Annotated in this window: 11 protein-coding genes; 8 read left to right on the top strand and 3 right to left on the bottom strand. The window is 74.2% G+C overall.

All coding sequences use genetic code 11. The annotated features are described in order from the left end of the window. The first annotated feature begins 222 nt into the window (after positions 1-222). Genes D7318_RS26290 through D7318_RS26310 form a run of 5 tightly spaced genes read left to right on the top strand, consistent with a single transcriptional unit; the run spans position 223 to position 6,317 of the window. A complete protein-coding gene (locus D7318_RS26290) occupies positions 223-1,548 on the top strand; it encodes an ABC transporter substrate-binding protein (RefSeq protein WP_120699707.1) in 1,326 nt (441 codons plus the stop codon). Continuing rightward, entirely contained in the window at positions 1,545-2,480 is a 936-nt protein-coding gene (locus D7318_RS26295; RefSeq protein ID WP_120699708.1) for a carbohydrate ABC transporter permease, read from the top strand. The genes D7318_RS26290 and D7318_RS26295 overlap by 4 nt, the downstream gene beginning before the upstream one ends. Continuing rightward, entirely contained in the window at positions 2,477-3,331 is an 855-nt protein-coding gene (locus tag D7318_RS26300; RefSeq protein WP_183091616.1) for a carbohydrate ABC transporter permease, read from the top strand. The genes D7318_RS26295 and D7318_RS26300 overlap by 4 nt, the downstream gene beginning before the upstream one ends. Positions 3,332-3,366: 35 nt before the next feature. Further along, entirely contained in the window at positions 3,367-4,350 is a 984-nt protein-coding gene (locus tag D7318_RS26305) for a hydroxyacid dehydrogenase (protein ID WP_120699758.1), read from the top strand. Further along, on the top strand, positions 4,347-6,317 hold the full coding sequence (locus D7318_RS26310) for a DUF2264 domain-containing protein (RefSeq protein ID WP_230424098.1): 1,971 nt from the start codon (positions 4,347-4,349) through the stop codon (positions 6,315-6,317). Before D7318_RS26305 ends, D7318_RS26310 begins: the two co-directional genes overlap by 4 nt. A 13-nt stretch (positions 6,318-6,330) precedes the next feature. Here the strand turns inward: D7318_RS26310 and D7318_RS26315 are convergent, their stop codons facing one another. Next, positions 6,331-8,193 carry an alpha-L-fucosidase gene (locus D7318_RS26315; RefSeq protein WP_120699709.1) on the bottom strand — a complete coding sequence of 621 codons (1,863 nt, stop codon included), beginning with the start codon at positions 8,191-8,193 and terminating at the stop codon, positions 6,331-6,333. Between the two features lie 119 nt (positions 8,194-8,312). Between D7318_RS26315 and D7318_RS26320 the strand changes: the two genes are divergently transcribed. Then, complete coding sequence (locus D7318_RS26320) at positions 8,313-10,277, top strand: family 20 glycosylhydrolase (protein ID WP_230424100.1); 1,965 nt, start codon at positions 8,313-8,315, stop codon at positions 10,275-10,277. Between the two features lie 770 nt (positions 10,278-11,047). Here the strand turns inward: D7318_RS26320 and D7318_RS26330 are convergent. Further along, positions 11,048-11,848 (bottom strand): SAM-dependent methyltransferase, encoded by an 801-nt coding sequence (locus tag D7318_RS26330; protein WP_120699710.1) that lies wholly within the window; start codon positions 11,846-11,848, stop codon positions 11,048-11,050. 362 nt (positions 11,849-12,210) lie between these two features. Here D7318_RS26330 and D7318_RS26335 point away from each other — a divergent pair, with 362 nt between their 5' ends. Continuing rightward, a complete protein-coding gene (locus D7318_RS26335) occupies positions 12,211-14,364 on the top strand; it encodes a hypothetical protein (RefSeq protein ID WP_120699711.1) in 2,154 nt (717 codons plus the stop codon). Next, a complete protein-coding gene (locus tag D7318_RS26340; RefSeq protein WP_120699712.1) occupies positions 14,361-15,377 on the top strand; it encodes an RICIN domain-containing protein in 1,017 nt (338 codons plus the stop codon). The genes D7318_RS26335 and D7318_RS26340 overlap by 4 nt, the downstream gene beginning before the upstream one ends. A 26-nt stretch (positions 15,378-15,403) precedes the next feature. On the opposite strand, the gene D7318_RS26345 is transcribed toward D7318_RS26340, so the two are convergent. Next, entirely contained in the window at positions 15,404-16,696 is a 1,293-nt protein-coding gene (locus tag D7318_RS26345) for a wax ester/triacylglycerol synthase domain-containing protein (protein WP_120699713.1), read from the bottom strand. Positions 16,697-16,849 lie beyond the last annotated feature (153 nt).

Consider the following 16,849-nt stretch of genomic DNA (forward strand, 5'->3'; position numbering starts at 1 on the left):
CCGGAGCCGTGGAACCCGGCGCCCACCCGACGCGACAACCGGGCCATCACCCTGCCCGCCACCAACCCGAACAACCGAAACGGCCCGGCGGGCAAACCGACGGACCGTCACGAAAGATCGAGGCTAGTGATCGATTCTGATCGTTCTGGTTCGGGGTGATTGACCGTGCACTATCCCACACGTTGAAGTGACCCGGCAGACATACGGAAGGGAAGTGAGGCAATGGCGCTCACCACCGGCTGGTCGCGCCGCGCGCTGCTGCGCGCGTCGGCCGGAGCCGCCGCGCTCGCCGCCGGTGGCGTCGGGCTCACGGGCTGCTCGTCGTCGACCACCGCGTCCGGGGCGACCCGGGTCACCCTGTGGTCGTGGCTGACCGGCATGGACCAGTATGTCGCGGCCTTCAACGCCGCCCAGGACGACGTCCATGTCGAGCTGAGCGTGATCGCCGCCGGGCTCTCCGGCGGCTACGCCCAGCAGACCAACGCCATCAAGGCCCACAACGCGCCCGACATCCTGCATGTCGAGTACCAGGGCCTCATCCAGGTGCTCGCCACGGGCGGCCTCCGCGAGATCACCGACGACATGGCCGACCTCGCGGACGGCTACTCCCCCGCCGCCTGGCGGTCCGTGCGTCCCGACGGGCGGACCTGGGCCGTTCCCATGGACATGGCGCCGATGGCGTTCTACTACCGCAAGGACCTCTTCGACCGGCACGGGGTGCGGGTGCCGCGCGACTGGGACGAGTTCGCGGCCGTGGCCGAGGCCGTGCGGGAGGCCGACCCGGGGGCACGGCTGACGACGTTCCCGCTCAACGACGGCTCGTTCTTCGCGGGCATGTCCTGGGGCGCGGGCGACCCGTGGTGGCGCATCGAGGGCGACACCTGGGTCGTCGACGTCGCGGGCGACGGCACCCTGCGCACCGCCGCGTACTGGCAGGACCTCATCGCCGACGGCCTGGTCCGCAGCGGCGGCACCGGCACCCAGGACTGGATCGCCGGGATGCACGAGGGGCGCCTGTGGGGGTACCTCGGCGCCGCGTGGGGCGTGGGCACGTTGAAGAAGTCCATCCCCGACGACGCCGGGCGCTGGGCCGTCGCCACCATGCCGACATGGGGGCGCGACCGGCCCGCCAACGGGATGCAGGGCGGCACCGCGTTCGGCATATCCGAGGAGAGCGACGTGCCCGAGGCCGCGCTGACCTTTCTGCGCTGGCTGAGCACCGACCCCGAAGTGCCGCGCATCGGCGCCACGTTCGCCTCGCCGTTCCCCGCCTACCTGCCCAACAGGGACGTCGCCCGCGAGGTCGTCTCCAACGACTGGTTCCTCGGCGACCCCGTCTACGACGTGCTGGACGAGGCGGACGCCCGGGTCCCCGAGTGGACGTGGGGGCCCAACGCCCTCGGCCTGTTCTCGTCGGTCGCCGACGCGCTCGGCGGCGTCTCCACCGGCTCGGGCACCATCCCCGACGCGGTCCGCTCCGTCCACTCGACCGCCGTGGCCACCATGCGCGACCGCGGCCTTTCCGTCCGAGAGGCAGGTGCGGCATGACCGTTGTCGCCCCCGAGGCCGAGACCGGACGGCCGACCGGCGCGAGCCCAGGGCCCGCGCGCCCGCCGCGCCGCCGCTCCCGGCTCGCGCCGCTCGTCCTGGCCGCCCCGTTCGCGCTGCTGCTCATCGGCACCGTGCTGGTGCCCATCGCCTACGCCCTCTATCTGAGCCTGTTCACCGAACGCCTCTCCGGGCTCGGCTTCGACGGGCCGCACGACGTCTTCGTATGGCTCGGGAACTACGCCGACGTGCTCGGCGACCCCGCGTTCCGCGAGAGCGTCGGCAACGTCGCCGTCTACGCGCTCGTCCATGTCCCCCTGATGCTGGGCGCCGCCCTCGCGCTCGCCCTGCTGCTCGACGGCGCGACCGTGCGGCTGCGGCAGGTGTGGACGCTCGCCGTCTTCCTCCCCTACGCCGTGCCCGGCGTGATCGCTGGCCTGATCTGGGCCTACCTCTACAGCCCGAGCATCGGCCCGCTCAACGACGCGCTGCCCTGGGACCCGCTGGGCAGCGACGGCGCGCTGCCGTCCATCGTCAACATGGCCACCTGGCAGTGGACCGGCTACAACATGATCATCTTCTACACCGCGCTGCGCACCGTGCCCCGCGAGGTGCTCGAGGCGTCCACCGTCGACGGGGCGGGGCCGATCCGCACCGCGCTCGCCGTCAAGGTGCCCATGATCAGGCCGACCCTCTTCGTCGCCCTCGTCTTCACCGTCATCGGCTCGCTCCAGCTGTTCACCGAGCCCCTGGTGCTGCGGTCGTTCAGCTCCTCGGTGACCAGCACATGGACCCCGAGCCTCTACGTCTACGAGGCGGCGTTCATCAGCAACGACTACGGCCGGGCCGCGGCCGCCTCCCTGCTGCTCGCGCTGGCCTCCGCCCTGCTCTCGGCGCTCGTGATGCGCCTGTCCACCCGGAGGTCCCGATGAACCCCTCGCGGCGCACGTCCCGTTGGACGTCGAGGGGCGCCGTGCACGCCCTGCTGCTGATCGCCGCGCTCTACAGCGTGCTGCCGCTGGTGTGGCTGTTCTCGTCGTCCACCAAGAACGTCGGGGACTTCTCCACCACGAGCGCCTTCGAGCTCGGCGACGTGAACCTCATCGGCAACCTGCGCGACCTCTTCGCCGAGGAGGACGGCGTCTTCCTCCTCTGGGTCCGCAACTCCCTGCTGTACGCGGGACTCGGCGCCGTCCTGGGCGCGTTGATCTGCGCCGCGTGCGGCTACGCCATCGCCAAGCTCGACTTCCCCGGGCGGCGCGCGCTGTTCGCCGTGACCCTCACCGGCGTCCTGGTGCCCACCACCGCGCTCGCCCTGCCGCTGTACCTGATGGCCTCGGAGCTGCGTGTCGTCGACACCTTCTGGGCGGTGTTCATCCCGCTGCTCACCAACCCGTTCGGCGTCTACCTCGCCCGCGCCTACGCCGAGGCGGCCGTGCCCGACGAGGTGTTGGAGGCGTCGCGGATGGACGGCGCGGGCGAGCTGCGGACGTTCTTCACCATCGCCCTGCCCATGATGCGGCCCGGCGTGGTGACCGTGCTCCTCTTCCAGTTCGTCGGCATCTGGAACAACTTCTTCCTGCCCCTGGTCATGCTCACCGACCCCGACCTCTTCCCGATGACCCTCGGCCTCTTCCAGTGGAGCTCGCGCGTGGGACAGTTTCCCCAGTACAACCCCCTCGTCATCACCGGCTCGCTGCTCGCCGTGGTGCCGCTGGTCATCGCCTTCGTCGTGCTCCAGCGGCAGTGGCGCTCGGGTCTTGCCACGGGGAGCGTCAAGTGACCGAGGCGGGACCCGGACCCCTGACCCTGCTGGTGATGGGGCGCGACACCTTCGCCACCCAGTTCGCCGAGCCCGAGCTGGCCCGGCTGCGTGAAGTCGCCGCCCTGGGCGACCCGTTGATCATCGACGAGCTGGGCTCGCCGGGGGCGCGCGCCCGGCTGGCCGAGGCCGAGGTGCTGCTCACCTCGTGGGGCTGCCCGCGCCTGACCGCCGACGTGCTCGACGCGGCGCCCCGGCTGCGGGCCGTGCTGCACGCGGCCGGGTCGGTCCGCCCTCATGTGGGCGAGGAGGTCTTCGACCGCGGCCTGCTCGTCACCACCGCGGCCGAGGCCAACGCCGAGCCCGTCGCCCACTACACCCTCGCGGCCGTGCTGTGGGCGTTCAAGAAGGTGCCGTTCCTGGCCGCGGACGCGCGGGAGTTCCGCGCCGACTGGGGGTACAGGGAACGGCGCGGCGAGCTGTCGGGGCACGACCGCACCGTCGTGCTGGTGGGGTACTCGCGCATCGGCGCCCGCGTCTGCGCGCTGCTCACCGGCCTCGGCCTCGCGCGCGTCCTGGTCGTCGACCCCGTCGCCGACCCCGCCGCCATCGTCGCGGCGGGGGCCCGACCCGCCACCCTGGCCGAGGCGTTGCCCCAGGCCGAGGTCCTCAGCCTGCACGCCCCCGCGCTCCCCGAGACCCGGGGCCTCATCGGCGCCGCCGAGCTGGCCGCGCTCCCCCGCCACGCCGTGCTGATCAACACCGCGCGCGGCAGCCTCGTCGACACCGCCGCCCTGGAACGCGCCTGCCTGGGCGGCGAGTTGCACGCCGTCCTCGATGTCACCGAGCCCGAGCCGCTGCCCGCCGACTCGCCGCTCTACGACCTGCCCAACGTGCTGCTCACGCCGCATGTCGCGGGCTCGCTCGGCTCGGAGACCCGCAGGATGGCCCAGGCCGCGCTCACCGAGCTCGAACGCTACGCCGCGGGCCGCCCACCCCTCGACCCCGTCACCAGGGGAGACCTGGCGGTGCGCGCGTGAACGCGCCGGGGAACGTGCCGGAGGACGCCCAGGTGAACGTGCCGGAGGACCGGGCCCGTTCGCCCCACACCGGGTGGACCCGCGCCCACTGGGCCGACCACGCCGACCGGATGCTCGCCGCCGTCGACCCGTACCGCTCCCCGCTGGGCGCGCGCGTCGACCTGCCGGGGCCGCCCAGCCGTTACGGGCCCGCGTCCGACGGCCTCGAGGGCTTCGCGCGCACGCTGCTGCTCGCGGGGTTCCGCGTGGCCGGGGAGCGGGGCGCCGACCCCGCGGGGCTGCTCGAGCGCTACGCCGCCGGGCTGGCCGCGGGCACCGACCCCGGCTCGCCCGAGGCATGGCCGCGCCCCGACGAGCTCGGGCAGGCCAAGGTGGAGGCCGCCTCGCTCGCGCTGATCCTCGCGATCACCAGGCCGTGGCTGTGGGACCTGCTGGACGACCGGGTGCGCGAGCGCACCGTCGACTGGCTGTCCACCGTGGTGGGCCAGCCGTATCCGCCCATCAACTGGGTGTGGTTCCGCATCGTCGTGGAGTCCTTCCTGCGCGAGGTCGGCGGGCCCTGGTCGGCCGCCGACATCGAGGAGGACCTCGCCGTCCACGCCTCCCTGCGACGCCGGGGCGGCTGGCTCTCCGACGGCGCCGACCAGCGCGCGTTCGACCACTACACCGGCTGGGCGCTGCACCTCTATCCGCTGCTGTGGACGCGGGCGTTCGACGTCATCGGCTCCCTCTGCCCGCCCGGGCTGGCCGCGACATGGGCCGACGACCTGGCCCGTTACCTCGACGACGCGGTCCACCTGATCGGCGCGGACGGCTCGCCGCTGCTCCAGGGCCGCAGCCTGATCTACCGGTTCGCGGCCGCCGCGCCGCTGTGGACCGCCGCGTTCACCGGCACGGGAGACCTGCCGCCCGGGCTCATCAGGCGCGCGGCCAGCGGCATCGTGCGCCACTTCGCCGACCGCGGCGCCCCCGATGCCGAAGGGCTGCTCACCCTGGGGTGGCACCACGCCTGGCCCGGCATGCGCCAGGCGTACTCGGGCCCCGGCTCGCCCTACTGGGCCGCCAAGGGCATGCTGGGCCTCGCCCTGCCCGCCGACCACCCCGTGTGGACCGCGACGGAGGAGCCACTTCCCGTGGAACGCGGCGACTTCGCGCGGGTGATCGAGGCGCCGGGCTGGCTCGTCTCGGGGCGGCGCGGCGACGGCCTTGTCACCGTTGTCAACCACGGCACCGACCACGCGCGCCCCGGCGTCACCTCCACCGACGCCCCGCTCTACGCCAGGCTGGGCTACTCGACCGCCACCGTCCCACCGCTCACCGGGTCTGCGGTGGACACACCACTGGACAACGCCGCGGTGCTGGTCGACGCCCGTGGACGGGCCACGCACCGCACCGGTTTCACCACGCGCCACGCGGGCCTCGCGCCCGGGGGCGTGCTGCTCGCCGCCTCGGGCGGGCGCGCGCACTGGGTGGATCCCGCGCGGGACGCCGGGCCCGACCATGGCTCGGGGCGGCCCGGCGCGATCACGCCGGGGCCCGAGCTCACCGTCGCGTCGGCGGTCCGCGGCGCTGTGGAGGTCAGGCTCGTGCGCGTCGGGGCCCTCGAAGAACCGGCGGGTCCGCTCGGGCTGCGCCTCGGCGGCTGGCCGATCGCCTCGGCCGAACGCCCCGCCACAGGGCCGGGCGCCCTCGCGTACACGGGTCAACTCCGTTCCGCCGTCCACCCGTTGCTCGGCTTCACGGGCAACGGCGTGACGCTCGAACGGGACACGGGGCCGCTGGGCGCCTGGACGGCCGTGCCCTGGGTCGCCGCCGACGCCATCCCGGCGGCGGGCGGCCTGTTCGCCGCCCTGGTCACCCTCGACCGGGGCCGGGAACCGCCGGGCGCCACGCCCACGGTGGGCGCGGGCCCCGAAGCGGCCATCGTCACCTGGGCCGACGGTCACCGCACGCGCGTGGCGATCTGAGCGGCGGGGCCGGTCAGGCAGGTGACACCGTGCGGTAGAGACCGGCGAACGCCAGCCGCGGCCTGGCGCGGGTCCGCGTGAGCCGGATCCTCAGCCGCCGGGCCGTCAACGGCTCCGGCATGACGAGGATCCGGCTGTAGCCGATCGTGGAACCGGCCGCCGCCACCGCCCAGTTCGCGCCGTCCCACGCCTCCACGACGAACTCCTCGACGCGCTGCCCCCGCGTGATGTCCTCGCCGAGGCGTACCTGGTCAAATGTCACCTCACGAGGCAGCGTCAACTCCACGTCACCCGTGGCCGCCCCGCCCCGCGGTGACCACCCCGTCGACAGATCGGGGTCGGTGAGCGCGGCGATCACCGGGTCGCGGCGGCCGATTGACAGGAGGTTGACACCATAGGTGGCCCGCACGGCGGCGTGGAACGCGGCGAGGGAGTCCACGTCCTGCGGGGCGATGCGCCCGTCGGGCGCGGGCGGCACGTTGAGCAGCATCACGGCGTTGCGGCCCACCGAGCTGAGGTAGCGCTCGACCAGCTGGGCCGGGGTCTTGGGCGACTCGTCGGGGTGGAAGAACCACCCGGGCCGCAGCGAGAAGTCCGCCTCGGCCGGGAACCACTGGAGGTACCGCACGCCTGGCCCCGTGAGCACGTCGCGCGACCCGATGTCCTCGGCCTGCGCGCCCCCGGGGATCAGGCCCTCGTTGTGCGCGGTGTCCGGGTCGGCGGTCGCGGGCACGACGCTCCACTCGGTGGCGCGGGCCACGCCGTCCTCGTTGCCGACCCAACGCGTGCCCTGCGGACCCGCGAAGACCACGGTGTCGGGCGAGAGCGCCTCGATGACCCGGAACCACGTGGTGAAGTCGTACGGCTGGCTGATGCCGGACGCCGCCCACGGGTTGGCGCCGTCGAGCCACAGCTCGTCGATCGGCCCGTACTCCGTGAACAGTTCGTAGACCTGGTTGAGGTAGTACGCGTCGTAGTCGTCCACGGCGACCTCGAACGACGGCAGCCGCCCCGCGCGCACCGCGTCGGCGCGGTCGTCGCCCGCCACCAGCGTCGGGATCGTACGGGCGCGCGCGACGCTGCCGTTGCCGAACCTGCCGTGCCCGGCCGGTGGGGCCGGGGCGTCCTCCAGGGTGGCCCGCTCGGCGGACGAGCGCTCGGACTCGGGCCTGGCCCGCACCCACGGCACATAGGTCTCGGCGTGCCAGGCGTGCGGAAGCTCGGCGCCGTCCGACGGCGACAGATACACCCCGACCCGCAGCCCGGCCTCCCTGGCCGCCCGCACGACCGAGCCGAGGACGTCGCCCTCTGGGTTGCGGCCCCCGGCGTCGCGCACCCGCCAGTACGCCGACGGGTCATCGCCGCGCCGCGCCTCGGCCTCCGCCCTGGCCCGCTCGGCCCCTTCACCCGCCCCGGCGATCCACCACGGGCTCGCGATGACGGAGTGGCACGTGTAGCGCGTGGGGTAGAGCGTGAACCCGTCGTGGTGCTTGGCCGTGAAGATGATCAGCTCGGCGCCCATCGCCCGGTAGGCGCGCATCCACTGCGCCACATCGACGCGGGAGGGGTTGAACCGTGACTCCTCCTCCATGCCGGAGCCCCACTCGCGGTCGGTGAAGGTGTTCATCCCGAAGTGCCCGAACGCGATGATCTCCCGCCGCTGCCAGGCGACCTGGGCCGGGCGCGGCACGATGTGCGCGGCCTTCTCGACGATCCTGGCGGGGCTGTCCCCCGGCTCGACGGGCATCACGGGCGCGGGCCTGATGGGGTGATCCACCACGTTCACCCCCTCGTCCGCCGCCGTGGCCGTCTCCTGGGCCAGCCCGGTGGCCGCGACCGCGCCGGTCAGGGCGGCCAACGCCGTTCTGCGGGACATGCCGTGACCCGATGTCATCCGCCGCTCCCAAGGTCGGTCCGATCTTGACAGGAACCAGTCAGACAACGGCAGAGTAGTAAGCGGTTGCTTGCCGAGGGAAGAGGCAGAGGTGGTTCTCGATGCGGCCGTTCCGTTCCATGGGGACCCTGGTGGCGGCGCTCGCGCTGCTGGTGGCGCCCACGGTGTCCGCGGGCGCCGACACCTCGGGCGCCCCCGGCGCCTCCGACACCTCCGGCACCGCCACGGCGGCTCCCGAGGTCCTGCCCGCCCTTGCGGAGTGGACCGCGCGCCCCGGTGACACCCGGTTGACGCCCGACTCCCGCCTCGTCGTGCGGAACGACGCGTTGCGCGCCGACGCCGAGACGCTCGCCGACGACCTGGCCGACGCCACGGGCCTGCGGCTGCCCGTGGTGGAGGGTCGCCGCGCCGCGCGCGGTGACATCGTTCTCGCGCTCGACCGCTCCCGCGCGGCGGAACTCGGCGCCGAGGGCTACGAGTTGGTCGTGGACGACGCGGTGCGCGTGACGGGCGGCACCGCCGACGGCGCTTTCTACGGCACGCGCACCGTGCTCCAGCTGCTCTCCGGCGGAACGTCCCTGCCCAGGGGCCGCACCGTGGACCTGCCCGCGTATCCGGAGCGCGGCGTGGGCGTGTGCGCGTGCTACATCCATGTCTCGATGGAGTGGTTCGAGCGCCTGATGCGGGACATGGCGCACCTGAAGCTGAACCAGCTCTGGATCGAGGCCAAGGTGGCGAGCGACGCGTACCCCGGCACCCGGTTCTGGGGGTACTACACCAAGGACGAGGTGCGCCAACTCTCCGCGCTCGCCCGCAAATACCACATCACGCTGGTGCCCGAGATCAACTCGCCAGGGCATATGGACCCCTATCTGGAGAACCACCCCGAGCTGCAACTCACCGATGTCGAAGGCGAACGCTCGCCCTCCCGCCTCGACATCACCGAGCCCGCCGCGTTCGACTTCTACACGGGCCTGGTTGACGAGGCGTTGACGGTATGGGACACGCCCTACTGGCACATGGGCGCGGACGAGTACATGCTCGGCTCGGAGTACGCGGCGTTCCCGCAGATCGAGGCGTACGCGCGGGAGCGGTTCGGGCCACGGGCCGTGCCGCAGGACGCCTTTGTCGACTTCGTCAACCAGGTGAACGAGCACGTCCGCGACGACGGCAGGACCCTGCGGATCTGGAACGACGGGCTGACGGGCGACCACACGATCCCGCTCGACGCGGACATCGACGTGGAGTTCTGGCTCGCCGAGCCCGACCAGCCGCCGTCCTCGCTGCTCGCCGAAGGTCACCGCGTGATGAACGCCGCCTACGCGCTCTACCTGGTGCGCGGCGGCTTCCACATGGACACCAGGGAGCTCTACGAGAGCGGCTGGACGCCGCTGCGCTTCGAGGGCGAGACGCTGCCGGAGCGGCACCCGGGCGTGACCGGCGCGAAGATCACGCTGTGGCCCGACTCGGCGGCGGCGGAGACGGAGAACGAGGTGGAGGCCGCCGCGTTCCTGCCCCTGCGGTTCATCTCCCAGGCCACATGGGGTAGTTCGCGGCCGACGGACGACTATGACGCGTTCGTCGCGCTCGCCGAACGGATCGGCCACGCGCCCGGCTGGCCGAACGTGGACCGCCACCCGCTGCCGGACGGCTCCTACGCCCTGACGGTCCCCGGCACCGGCGAGCGGCTGACCACCACGGGGCCGGGGGCGGGCGCCGAGGCGGCCTTCGGCGCGGCGACGACCACGTGGGCCCTGACCGGAACGCCCGACGGCTACTACCGGCTCCGCCCCGTCGGCGCCGACGGCGCGTCCACCGATCTGTGCCTCGACGTGACGCGGGGGCGGCGCTACCTCGGCGCGCCGCTCGAGGTGGGGGCCGTGGTGAGTGTGGAGAGCTGCGCGGCGGGGGTCAGGACGCAGCGGTGGCAGGTCGTTCCCGATGAGGGTGGGGTGCGGCTGGTCAACGCGATCTCCCAGCTGGCGCTGGCCTTGGGGGACGGAGGGGTCGCCGTTCAGCAGGCGCCTGATGTCGTGCCGGGGGTGGTGTTGCGGGCGGAGTCGTGAGGCGGGGGCGGCGGGGTCGGGGCGGGGGTGGTCGGGGCGGGGGCGGCTACGGGCTGGACGTCCTCCCGTTCGCCGTCCGCCGACCTCTGCTTTCGTGGTGGGTGCGGGTCAGTGATGGCACCTACGGGAGGGGGGGCGTCGGGTGACCGGCCGTCCCTGTCACCGGTCGGTCTCGTTGTGAGCCGGGACCGTTCGCCGAACGGGCGCGGCCGCGAAGGGTTTGCGGGCGGCCGTTGTCCCGGTGGTCGGTTGCGGTGGCGCGCACCCTTCGGGCCTGCCCTGGCCGCCCGAAGCGTTTTCATTCCTGATGTCCGTTGAGCTTATGTAGCAGGCCGGTGCTTATCTGCGGCTTATGCCGGGGCGGGTGGTCTTTTGAAACGGCGCACACTTTGTGTTGAACAGAACGTGCCGCGTTTCAGCAGAGACCCCGACCTCGGATAAGCGGCGGATAAAGAACCGGCCCGCTACCTGAGCTCAACGTGCGCGCGGTGAACGACGAGAGCGGCGGCCAGGGCAGGCCCGAAGGGTGCGCGCCACCTCAGCAGACCACCGGGAAAACGGCCGCCAAGTACCGTAAGCGGCCGCGCCCGTTCGGCGTACGGTCCAGGCCAGCGACGAGACCGACCGTTTACCGGGACGGCCGGTCACCCGACGCCCCCTCCCCCGTAGGTGCCAGCCCTGACCCGCACCCAAAACGAAAGCAGCACCCGGCCGACGGCGAACGGGAGGACGTCCAGCCCGTAGCCGCCCCGGCCGAGCCAGCGCAGCGGCTACGGCTTGCGCGCCACCGCCCCATACATCGCGATGTCCGAGTCCGCGATGTGCGCGATCTCGGCCGGGTCGCGGCGCCACTTGTGCATCTGGACCACGCCGGGCTCCTCCAACTCCAGGCCGTCGAAGAAGCGTTCGGCCTCGGCCTTGGTGCGCCACTTCAGCGGCTCGCCGTGGTCGGCGTAGTTCTGGGCGACCTTGGCCAGCGCCTCGGGCGCGAATTCGTCGGTGGCGATCGTGAGGGCCACCCAGCTGCCCGAAGGCAGCACGTCGACCAGGCGCTTGACCACGCGGAGCGCCTCGTCCTCGTCGAGGATGAAGTGGACCACCGAGATCACCGTGAGCGCGGTGGGCTGGGTGAGGTCGAGGGTCTCGAGCAGCTCGCGGGAGTTGAGGATCTTCTCCGGGTCCCGCATGTCCGCCTCGAGGTAGCTCGTCCTCCCCTCGCGGCTGCCCTTCATCAACGCGCGGGCGTGCGAGAGCACGATGGGGTCGTTGTCGCAGTAGACGACCCGCGTCTCGGGGGCTATCTCCTGCACGACCTCGTGGAGGTTGGGTGAGGTGGGGATGCCGGTGCCGATGTCGAGGAACTGGCGCATGCCCTTCTCGGCGGCGAGGTACCGCGCCGACCTGTGCATGAACGTCCGTGCCTCGCGCATGTGCGTCGAGAGCGCGGGCCATGCCCTCAGCGACGCGTCGCCCACCTCACGGTCGACGTCGTAGTTGTCCTTGCCGCCGAGGATGTAGTCGTAGACCCGCGCGCCATGGGCCTGGTGGGTGCGCAGGCGGGCCGGCGCCATGTCACTGCGCAGGTCCTGAGATTCGGCTTCGCCGTTCGCCTCGGCCACGGTCTCTCCCGCTGTGCTCGGTGGTACTGGTGCGTCAACATGCTAGATCCACTTGACCGTTGAGTATGCACCGTCGACGCCGGATTGTTGCATTGGGCACCCACATGAGGAGGGGCGAATCATGTCTCGCCGCGACGCCCCGGTCACCGGCCGTTTCCCGCCCCGGAGTTGAGGGGCCGTGGTGGCCATCCGCTACGCTTCGGGCTTCCCGGACTGCCGGATCCCCCACGCGCCCTGTCACCGGCTCGCGTCCGCGCGCGGGGGGTCGATCCGGCGCCGGCGGCCGGTTCCCGCCCCAGCATCGGAGTACATCTGTGAGTCGTCGGACCACCGCCCGCCCGAGCCAGGTCGGCAAGGCGCGCGGGCGCGACGCGTCCCCACCCGAGCACCCCGTTCCCCGGCCGCCCGCGCTGCTCACCGAGGAGCGGGACGGCCTCGTGCTGCTGCACACCCGGGGTGACGACACGTTCGGCGCGGCCGACGTCGCCGACCTGGCCAGGATCCCCGGCGAAGCGGCGGTCACCGTGCTCGTCTCGCCGCGCGCCACCGCGGCCGAAGGGCTGTGGGGCCACCTCGGCGCGGTGCTCGACTCGCTGGGCCAACGGGGCGTGCGGGCCGTGCGGTTGGCCATGTCCGACACGGGCGCCGACCTGCCCGACCGGCCGCCGGTGGCGCGCTGGATCGCCGACGCGTGGCGGGTCGAGGTCACCGCGCCCGTCGGCAGCCTGCTCGCCGTGCCCGGTGGCGCGCTGTTCTCGTGCGGCGAACGGGCGGGCTGGCGGCGTTTCGCCCCCGGCGCCGAGCCGGTCGAGCTCGGCCCTCGCCTGCCGGTGCCGCCGTGGGGCGAGGCGCTCGGCGCGGTGCCCGCGGCCACGCCTGGCGGCAGCCTGGTCGAGCACCTGCCCGCCGGGCTGCTGGTCAGGGCCGCGGACTCGGAGGCCGTGCGCCCGGAGAGCCTGAGCCTGTCCCTGCCGGTCGACCCCGCGGGCCCCGCCCTGGTGGTGGGCGTGCCTGGCGGCGACGAGGTGCCGGTGGATGACGTGCTCGCGGTGTTCGGGGCGCTCCCCGACGAGGTCGCCCCGACCGTGCGGCTGGTCCCCGGCGGGCCGTGGGACGTGCTCGCCATCGGCCAGGCGGTCGCCGACGCGCGCGGCCATGACGTCGTGGTGCTCAGCGGCGTTCCGGTGCTGCGGCCAGGGCGCGACGGGGTGGTGGCCGCCCCGCTCGGCGCGGACGGGCTGCCGCGGTGGCAGCCGTTCGTGGGCGCGGTCGCGTGCCACCCGGCGCCCAAGAGGTCCCAGGCGGTCCCGCCGCGTCCGCTCGACCTGGCCACGCCGCTCCCGGGCCGTGAGGTGGGCGAGCACGGCGACATCCCGCTGTCCGAACGCTGGGTCGCCAGCGTCACCAGGGCGGGCCTGTGGGTCCGCACCGCCAAGGGCGCGCGGCCGCTGACGACGCTCGAGCCGATCGCCCCCGAGGGGCCCGCGATCGAGGTGGGCAGGCCGGGGCAGAAGCTGGACGCGTCGGTGTGGCCGCTGCTCGGCCAGCTCCTGGGCGAGCTGCCGCAGGACGTCCGCCGCCGCGCGGCCCTGCTGGTGCACGGGACCCCGCGGAACGGCGAGACGGAGCCGCGCCGCCTGGCCGCCGAACACGGTTTGCGTTCGCTGCACTTCGGCGCGAAGGGCCGCAGGGCCGCGGTCGGCGTGGCCCGCACCACGCCCGCCGCTCCCGAGGGCGGGGCCGCCGCAGCGCCGGGGGGCGAGGCGGAGCGGGTGGCGTTCCGCGCGTTCGCCGATGGCGCCTGGCGGCGGCACCGGGCCGCGGTCGAGCCGGTGCTCGCCGGGATGCAGGCGCTCACCGGCGAGGAGCGCGAGGCGGCGCGCGCCGAGCTGATCGCGCTGCGGCTCTATCTGCACGCGGCGGACGAGCCGTTCGACCATGCGACGCTCGCGGGCGCCCTGCGCTCAGGGGCGGGCGACGAGGCGCTGCGGGCGTATGCCGCGTGCGTGTCCAGGGGGCTCGAACGCCTGCCCGCGCACCAGGGGCTCGTCCTGCGCGCCGGGGCGGCCGGGGGCGCGCTCGCGCCGGGGGCCACGGTGGCCGACGCGGCGCCGGTGAGCGGCCTCGCGGCGGGCGATCCGCCCGCGCCAGGCGGGGACCGCCTCGCCCTGTGGTCCGTCTCGGGCCGTAGCGTGGCGCCGCTGCTCGACGGCGGGGGCGCCGAGGTGGTGTTCGCGCCGCGAACGGCGTTCCGCGTGCTCGAGGTTCGCGACGTGGACGGCATGACCCTGACCCTCGCGCGCGAGGAGAGCGAGGAGAGCGAGGGGGCCGACGCGACCGACGACGCCGTGCTGGCCCGCCTTGACAAGGCGATCGGCCGCCTGCCCGGGGCCGCGCAGGACGCGTCATGGCCCGCGCGCTGCACGGGCCCGCTGGCCCCCGCCGCCGACGAAACGGAGACCCGATGACCCAGCAGGACAACGGCATACCCGGGCCGCTCGAGGTCCGCCGGGCCGTCACGCTCCCGGCCGCCGACCCCACCGCGGCGTGGGCGGCGCTCGTTCCCGGCGGCGCGGCGGCCACCGCGGCGACGGCGGCGGTGCCCGTCGTCGCCGAGCCCGAGTCCGGGCCTGAGTCCAAGCCCAAGTCCAAGTCCGAGTCCGCGGCGGGCGGCGGACGGCGCGGGAAGGGGCTGTTGATCGCCGCGGCGATCGCGGGGGTGGCGCTGCTGAGCAGCCCGTTGCTGTTCATCGGCGGCGACGACGGGGAGGCACGGGCGTCGGGCGCGAGCCCGCGCCCGACGGCGGAGGCGGCCCCGACCGAGGAGGCGGCGGACGAGAGCGAGGCGCCGGCCGAGCCGACCCCCGCCGAGAGCGCGGAGCCGACCGATGAGCCGGTCGAGCCGTCCACGCCGCCCGAGACCGAGGCGCCGCCCGAGACTCCGGCGGAGGCGGAGGCGGAGGCCCCGGCCGAGGACGCGGACGAGGGTCGGCCCGACGGGCCCGGCAGGGGCGACTGGGGGCGCCCCGGCGGCCAGTCGCCCGACGGCGAGGACCTCACCGACTCCTCGGGGGTCGTGCTCTACCACGTGGGAACGGGGCGCTGCGCCGGGTCAGGGGGGAACGGCGGGCCCGCCCTCGTCGAGTGCGGTGGCTCGTCGTTCGGCGCGATGCTGTGGGACCTGACGGTGCGCCAGCGGGACGCGGGGCCCGGCGGGGCCGAGTTGTTCACGCTCGCGGGCACGGGCGGCGGGTCCTGCCTCGAGCCCGCGGGTGGCCAGGTCGGGGCGGGGCCGTGCCACGCGTCGGGTGGCCAGCTGTGGTGGCTGGACGAGCAGGGCGGTGGCGGCAGCCGGATCCGGAACAGCGGCGGCGACCAGTGCCTCGGCGGCGAGGGCGACCGGCTGACGGTCGTGCCGTGCGGATCGGGGAACGACCTCTGGGCCCTCGCTGGCCTCGGCGGTGGCGACGGCCGCCGCTGAGGCGCCCCGATGTGGCGCGGACGGTGTCAAGAGCCCTGCGGGGCCCGCTCGTTCGCGGAGAGTGGCCCGTCAGTGCCTCTACGGTCGGCGCCTCTGCGGCTCGTGGCGCCGCGGGCCAGCGCGGCGAGTTGACGGCCGAACGCGTCGGCGAGGAGGCGCGCGTGGTGCGCCTCCGTGTGGGTGGCCACGGTGAGGGTGGCGGTCCTGGCGTACTGCACGAGGGCGAACCCGGTGGTGGCGGGCGGGGGCAGGGGCGGCATCGCCACGAGGCGCCGCAGCGTCGCGGTGCCGAGCGTCCTGGGAACGGGCTCGACGGCCAGGACCATGCAGTCGACGGGCGTGTAGGCCGGGGCCGTGCCCCGGTGGGCCACCCGGCGCAGGGCCCATGAGCCGAGCAGCGCCGAGGCGTTGAGCAGGTGCGCCGCCACGTCCCAGCGGGGGACGGTCAGGGAGTGGTCGACCAGGCCGTGGCACGCGGCCAGGCGCGTGGCGGGCGCGCCGGGGGCCGTGGGCAGCGGGACGCGGGTGGCGGTGACCAGGTTGCCCAGGCGGTGGGCCGTCGCGCGGGTGCGCAGATCCATCGAGACCAGGGCGTGCACGGGCGCGCCCGCGCCTGGGAAGACGTCGGCCACCGCTCCCCCGACGGCGGCCAGGACCATGTCGTAGAACGGGACGCGCCCGTGGGCCGTGCGGCGGGCGGCCAGGACGTGGCGGAACGGGATCTCGGCGCACGCGACGGCCGGGCGCGGCGGCGTTCCCGAGGGCTCCCACAGCGCGTGTCCCGAGCGTGTGAGGCCGATGGCGCGGTCGGCCGCGGCCCGTGGGCCGGTGCGCCCCGCCGGGACGTCGGGGGCGGGGGCGTTCGGGGGGCCGTCGAGGAAGTGGTTGAGCAGGATGTCGAGCGAGCGGCCGTCGATGAGGGCGTGCTGGGCCACGAGGATCAGGGCGAAGCCGTCGTCTCCGCAGGGCGCGGACAGGACGCGCCACGGTGGCCTGCCCGGCGGCAGGGGACGGGTCATCAGGGGCAGGAACGCGTCCGCCGGGTCGTCGATCGGGCCCGTCTCGACGACGTGCTCCGCGGCGTCGAAGCCGGGGCGCGGCTCCCACGTGTGGCGGCGCAGCGCGCGGGGCGGGCCCGGCTCGGTGAGCACGAGGCCGAGCCTGGGCAGGGCGCCCCACCGTTCGGAGATCCTGCGGCGCAGGGCCGCGAGGTCGGGGCGTGGTCCCGAGAAGAGCGCCGCGGCGCCGATGGTCTCGGGAGTGCCCCGGTGGCCGAGCAGGAGTTCGTCGACGGCCGAAAGACGCGTGCGCGCGGTCATGGTGCCTCGCTCGAATTCATGGCGGGGATGGTAACGGGCGGGTGGCCTTTTCCCCGGCTCCTCGCCCGGTCATTCCCCGGCGGTGCGCCAGGGGCGGGCAAGCCGTGGGCGTGCGATAAAGGGTTTCCGTGTTTCCCCGAGGAAAGGCCGATG

Origin of the sequence: Streptomyces radicis, from assembly GCF_003626575.1 — a bacterium.
GTDB classification, from domain to species: Bacteria; Actinomycetota; Actinomycetes; order Streptomycetales; family Streptomycetaceae; genus Streptomyces; species Streptomyces radicis.

Coding starts and splice junctions, on each gene's coding strand:
- D7318_RS26320 (WP_230424100.1), top strand. CDS start 8,313: ATGCGGCCGTTCCGTTCCATGGGGACCCTGGTGGCGGCGCTCGCGCTG.
- D7318_RS26290 (WP_120699707.1), top strand. CDS start 223: ATGGCGCTCACCACCGGCTGGTCGCGCCGCGCGCTGCTGCGCGCGTCG.
- D7318_RS26315 (WP_120699709.1), bottom strand. CDS start 8,193: ATGTCCCGCAGAACGGCGTTGGCCGCCCTGACCGGCGCGGTCGCGGCC.
- D7318_RS26340 (WP_120699712.1), top strand. CDS start 14,361: ATGACCCAGCAGGACAACGGCATACCCGGGCCGCTCGAGGTCCGCCGG.
- D7318_RS26295 (WP_120699708.1), top strand. CDS start 1,545: ATGACCGTTGTCGCCCCCGAGGCCGAGACCGGACGGCCGACCGGCGCG.
- D7318_RS26345 (WP_120699713.1), bottom strand. CDS start 16,696: ATGACCGCGCGCACGCGTCTTTCGGCCGTCGACGAACTCCTGCTCGGC.
- D7318_RS26305 (WP_120699758.1), top strand. CDS start 3,367: ATGGGGCGCGACACCTTCGCCACCCAGTTCGCCGAGCCCGAGCTGGCC.
- D7318_RS26300 (WP_183091616.1), top strand. CDS start 2,477: ATGAACCCCTCGCGGCGCACGTCCCGTTGGACGTCGAGGGGCGCCGTG.
- D7318_RS26330 (WP_120699710.1), bottom strand. CDS start 11,848: ATGGCGCCGGCCCGCCTGCGCACCCACCAGGCCCATGGCGCGCGGGTC.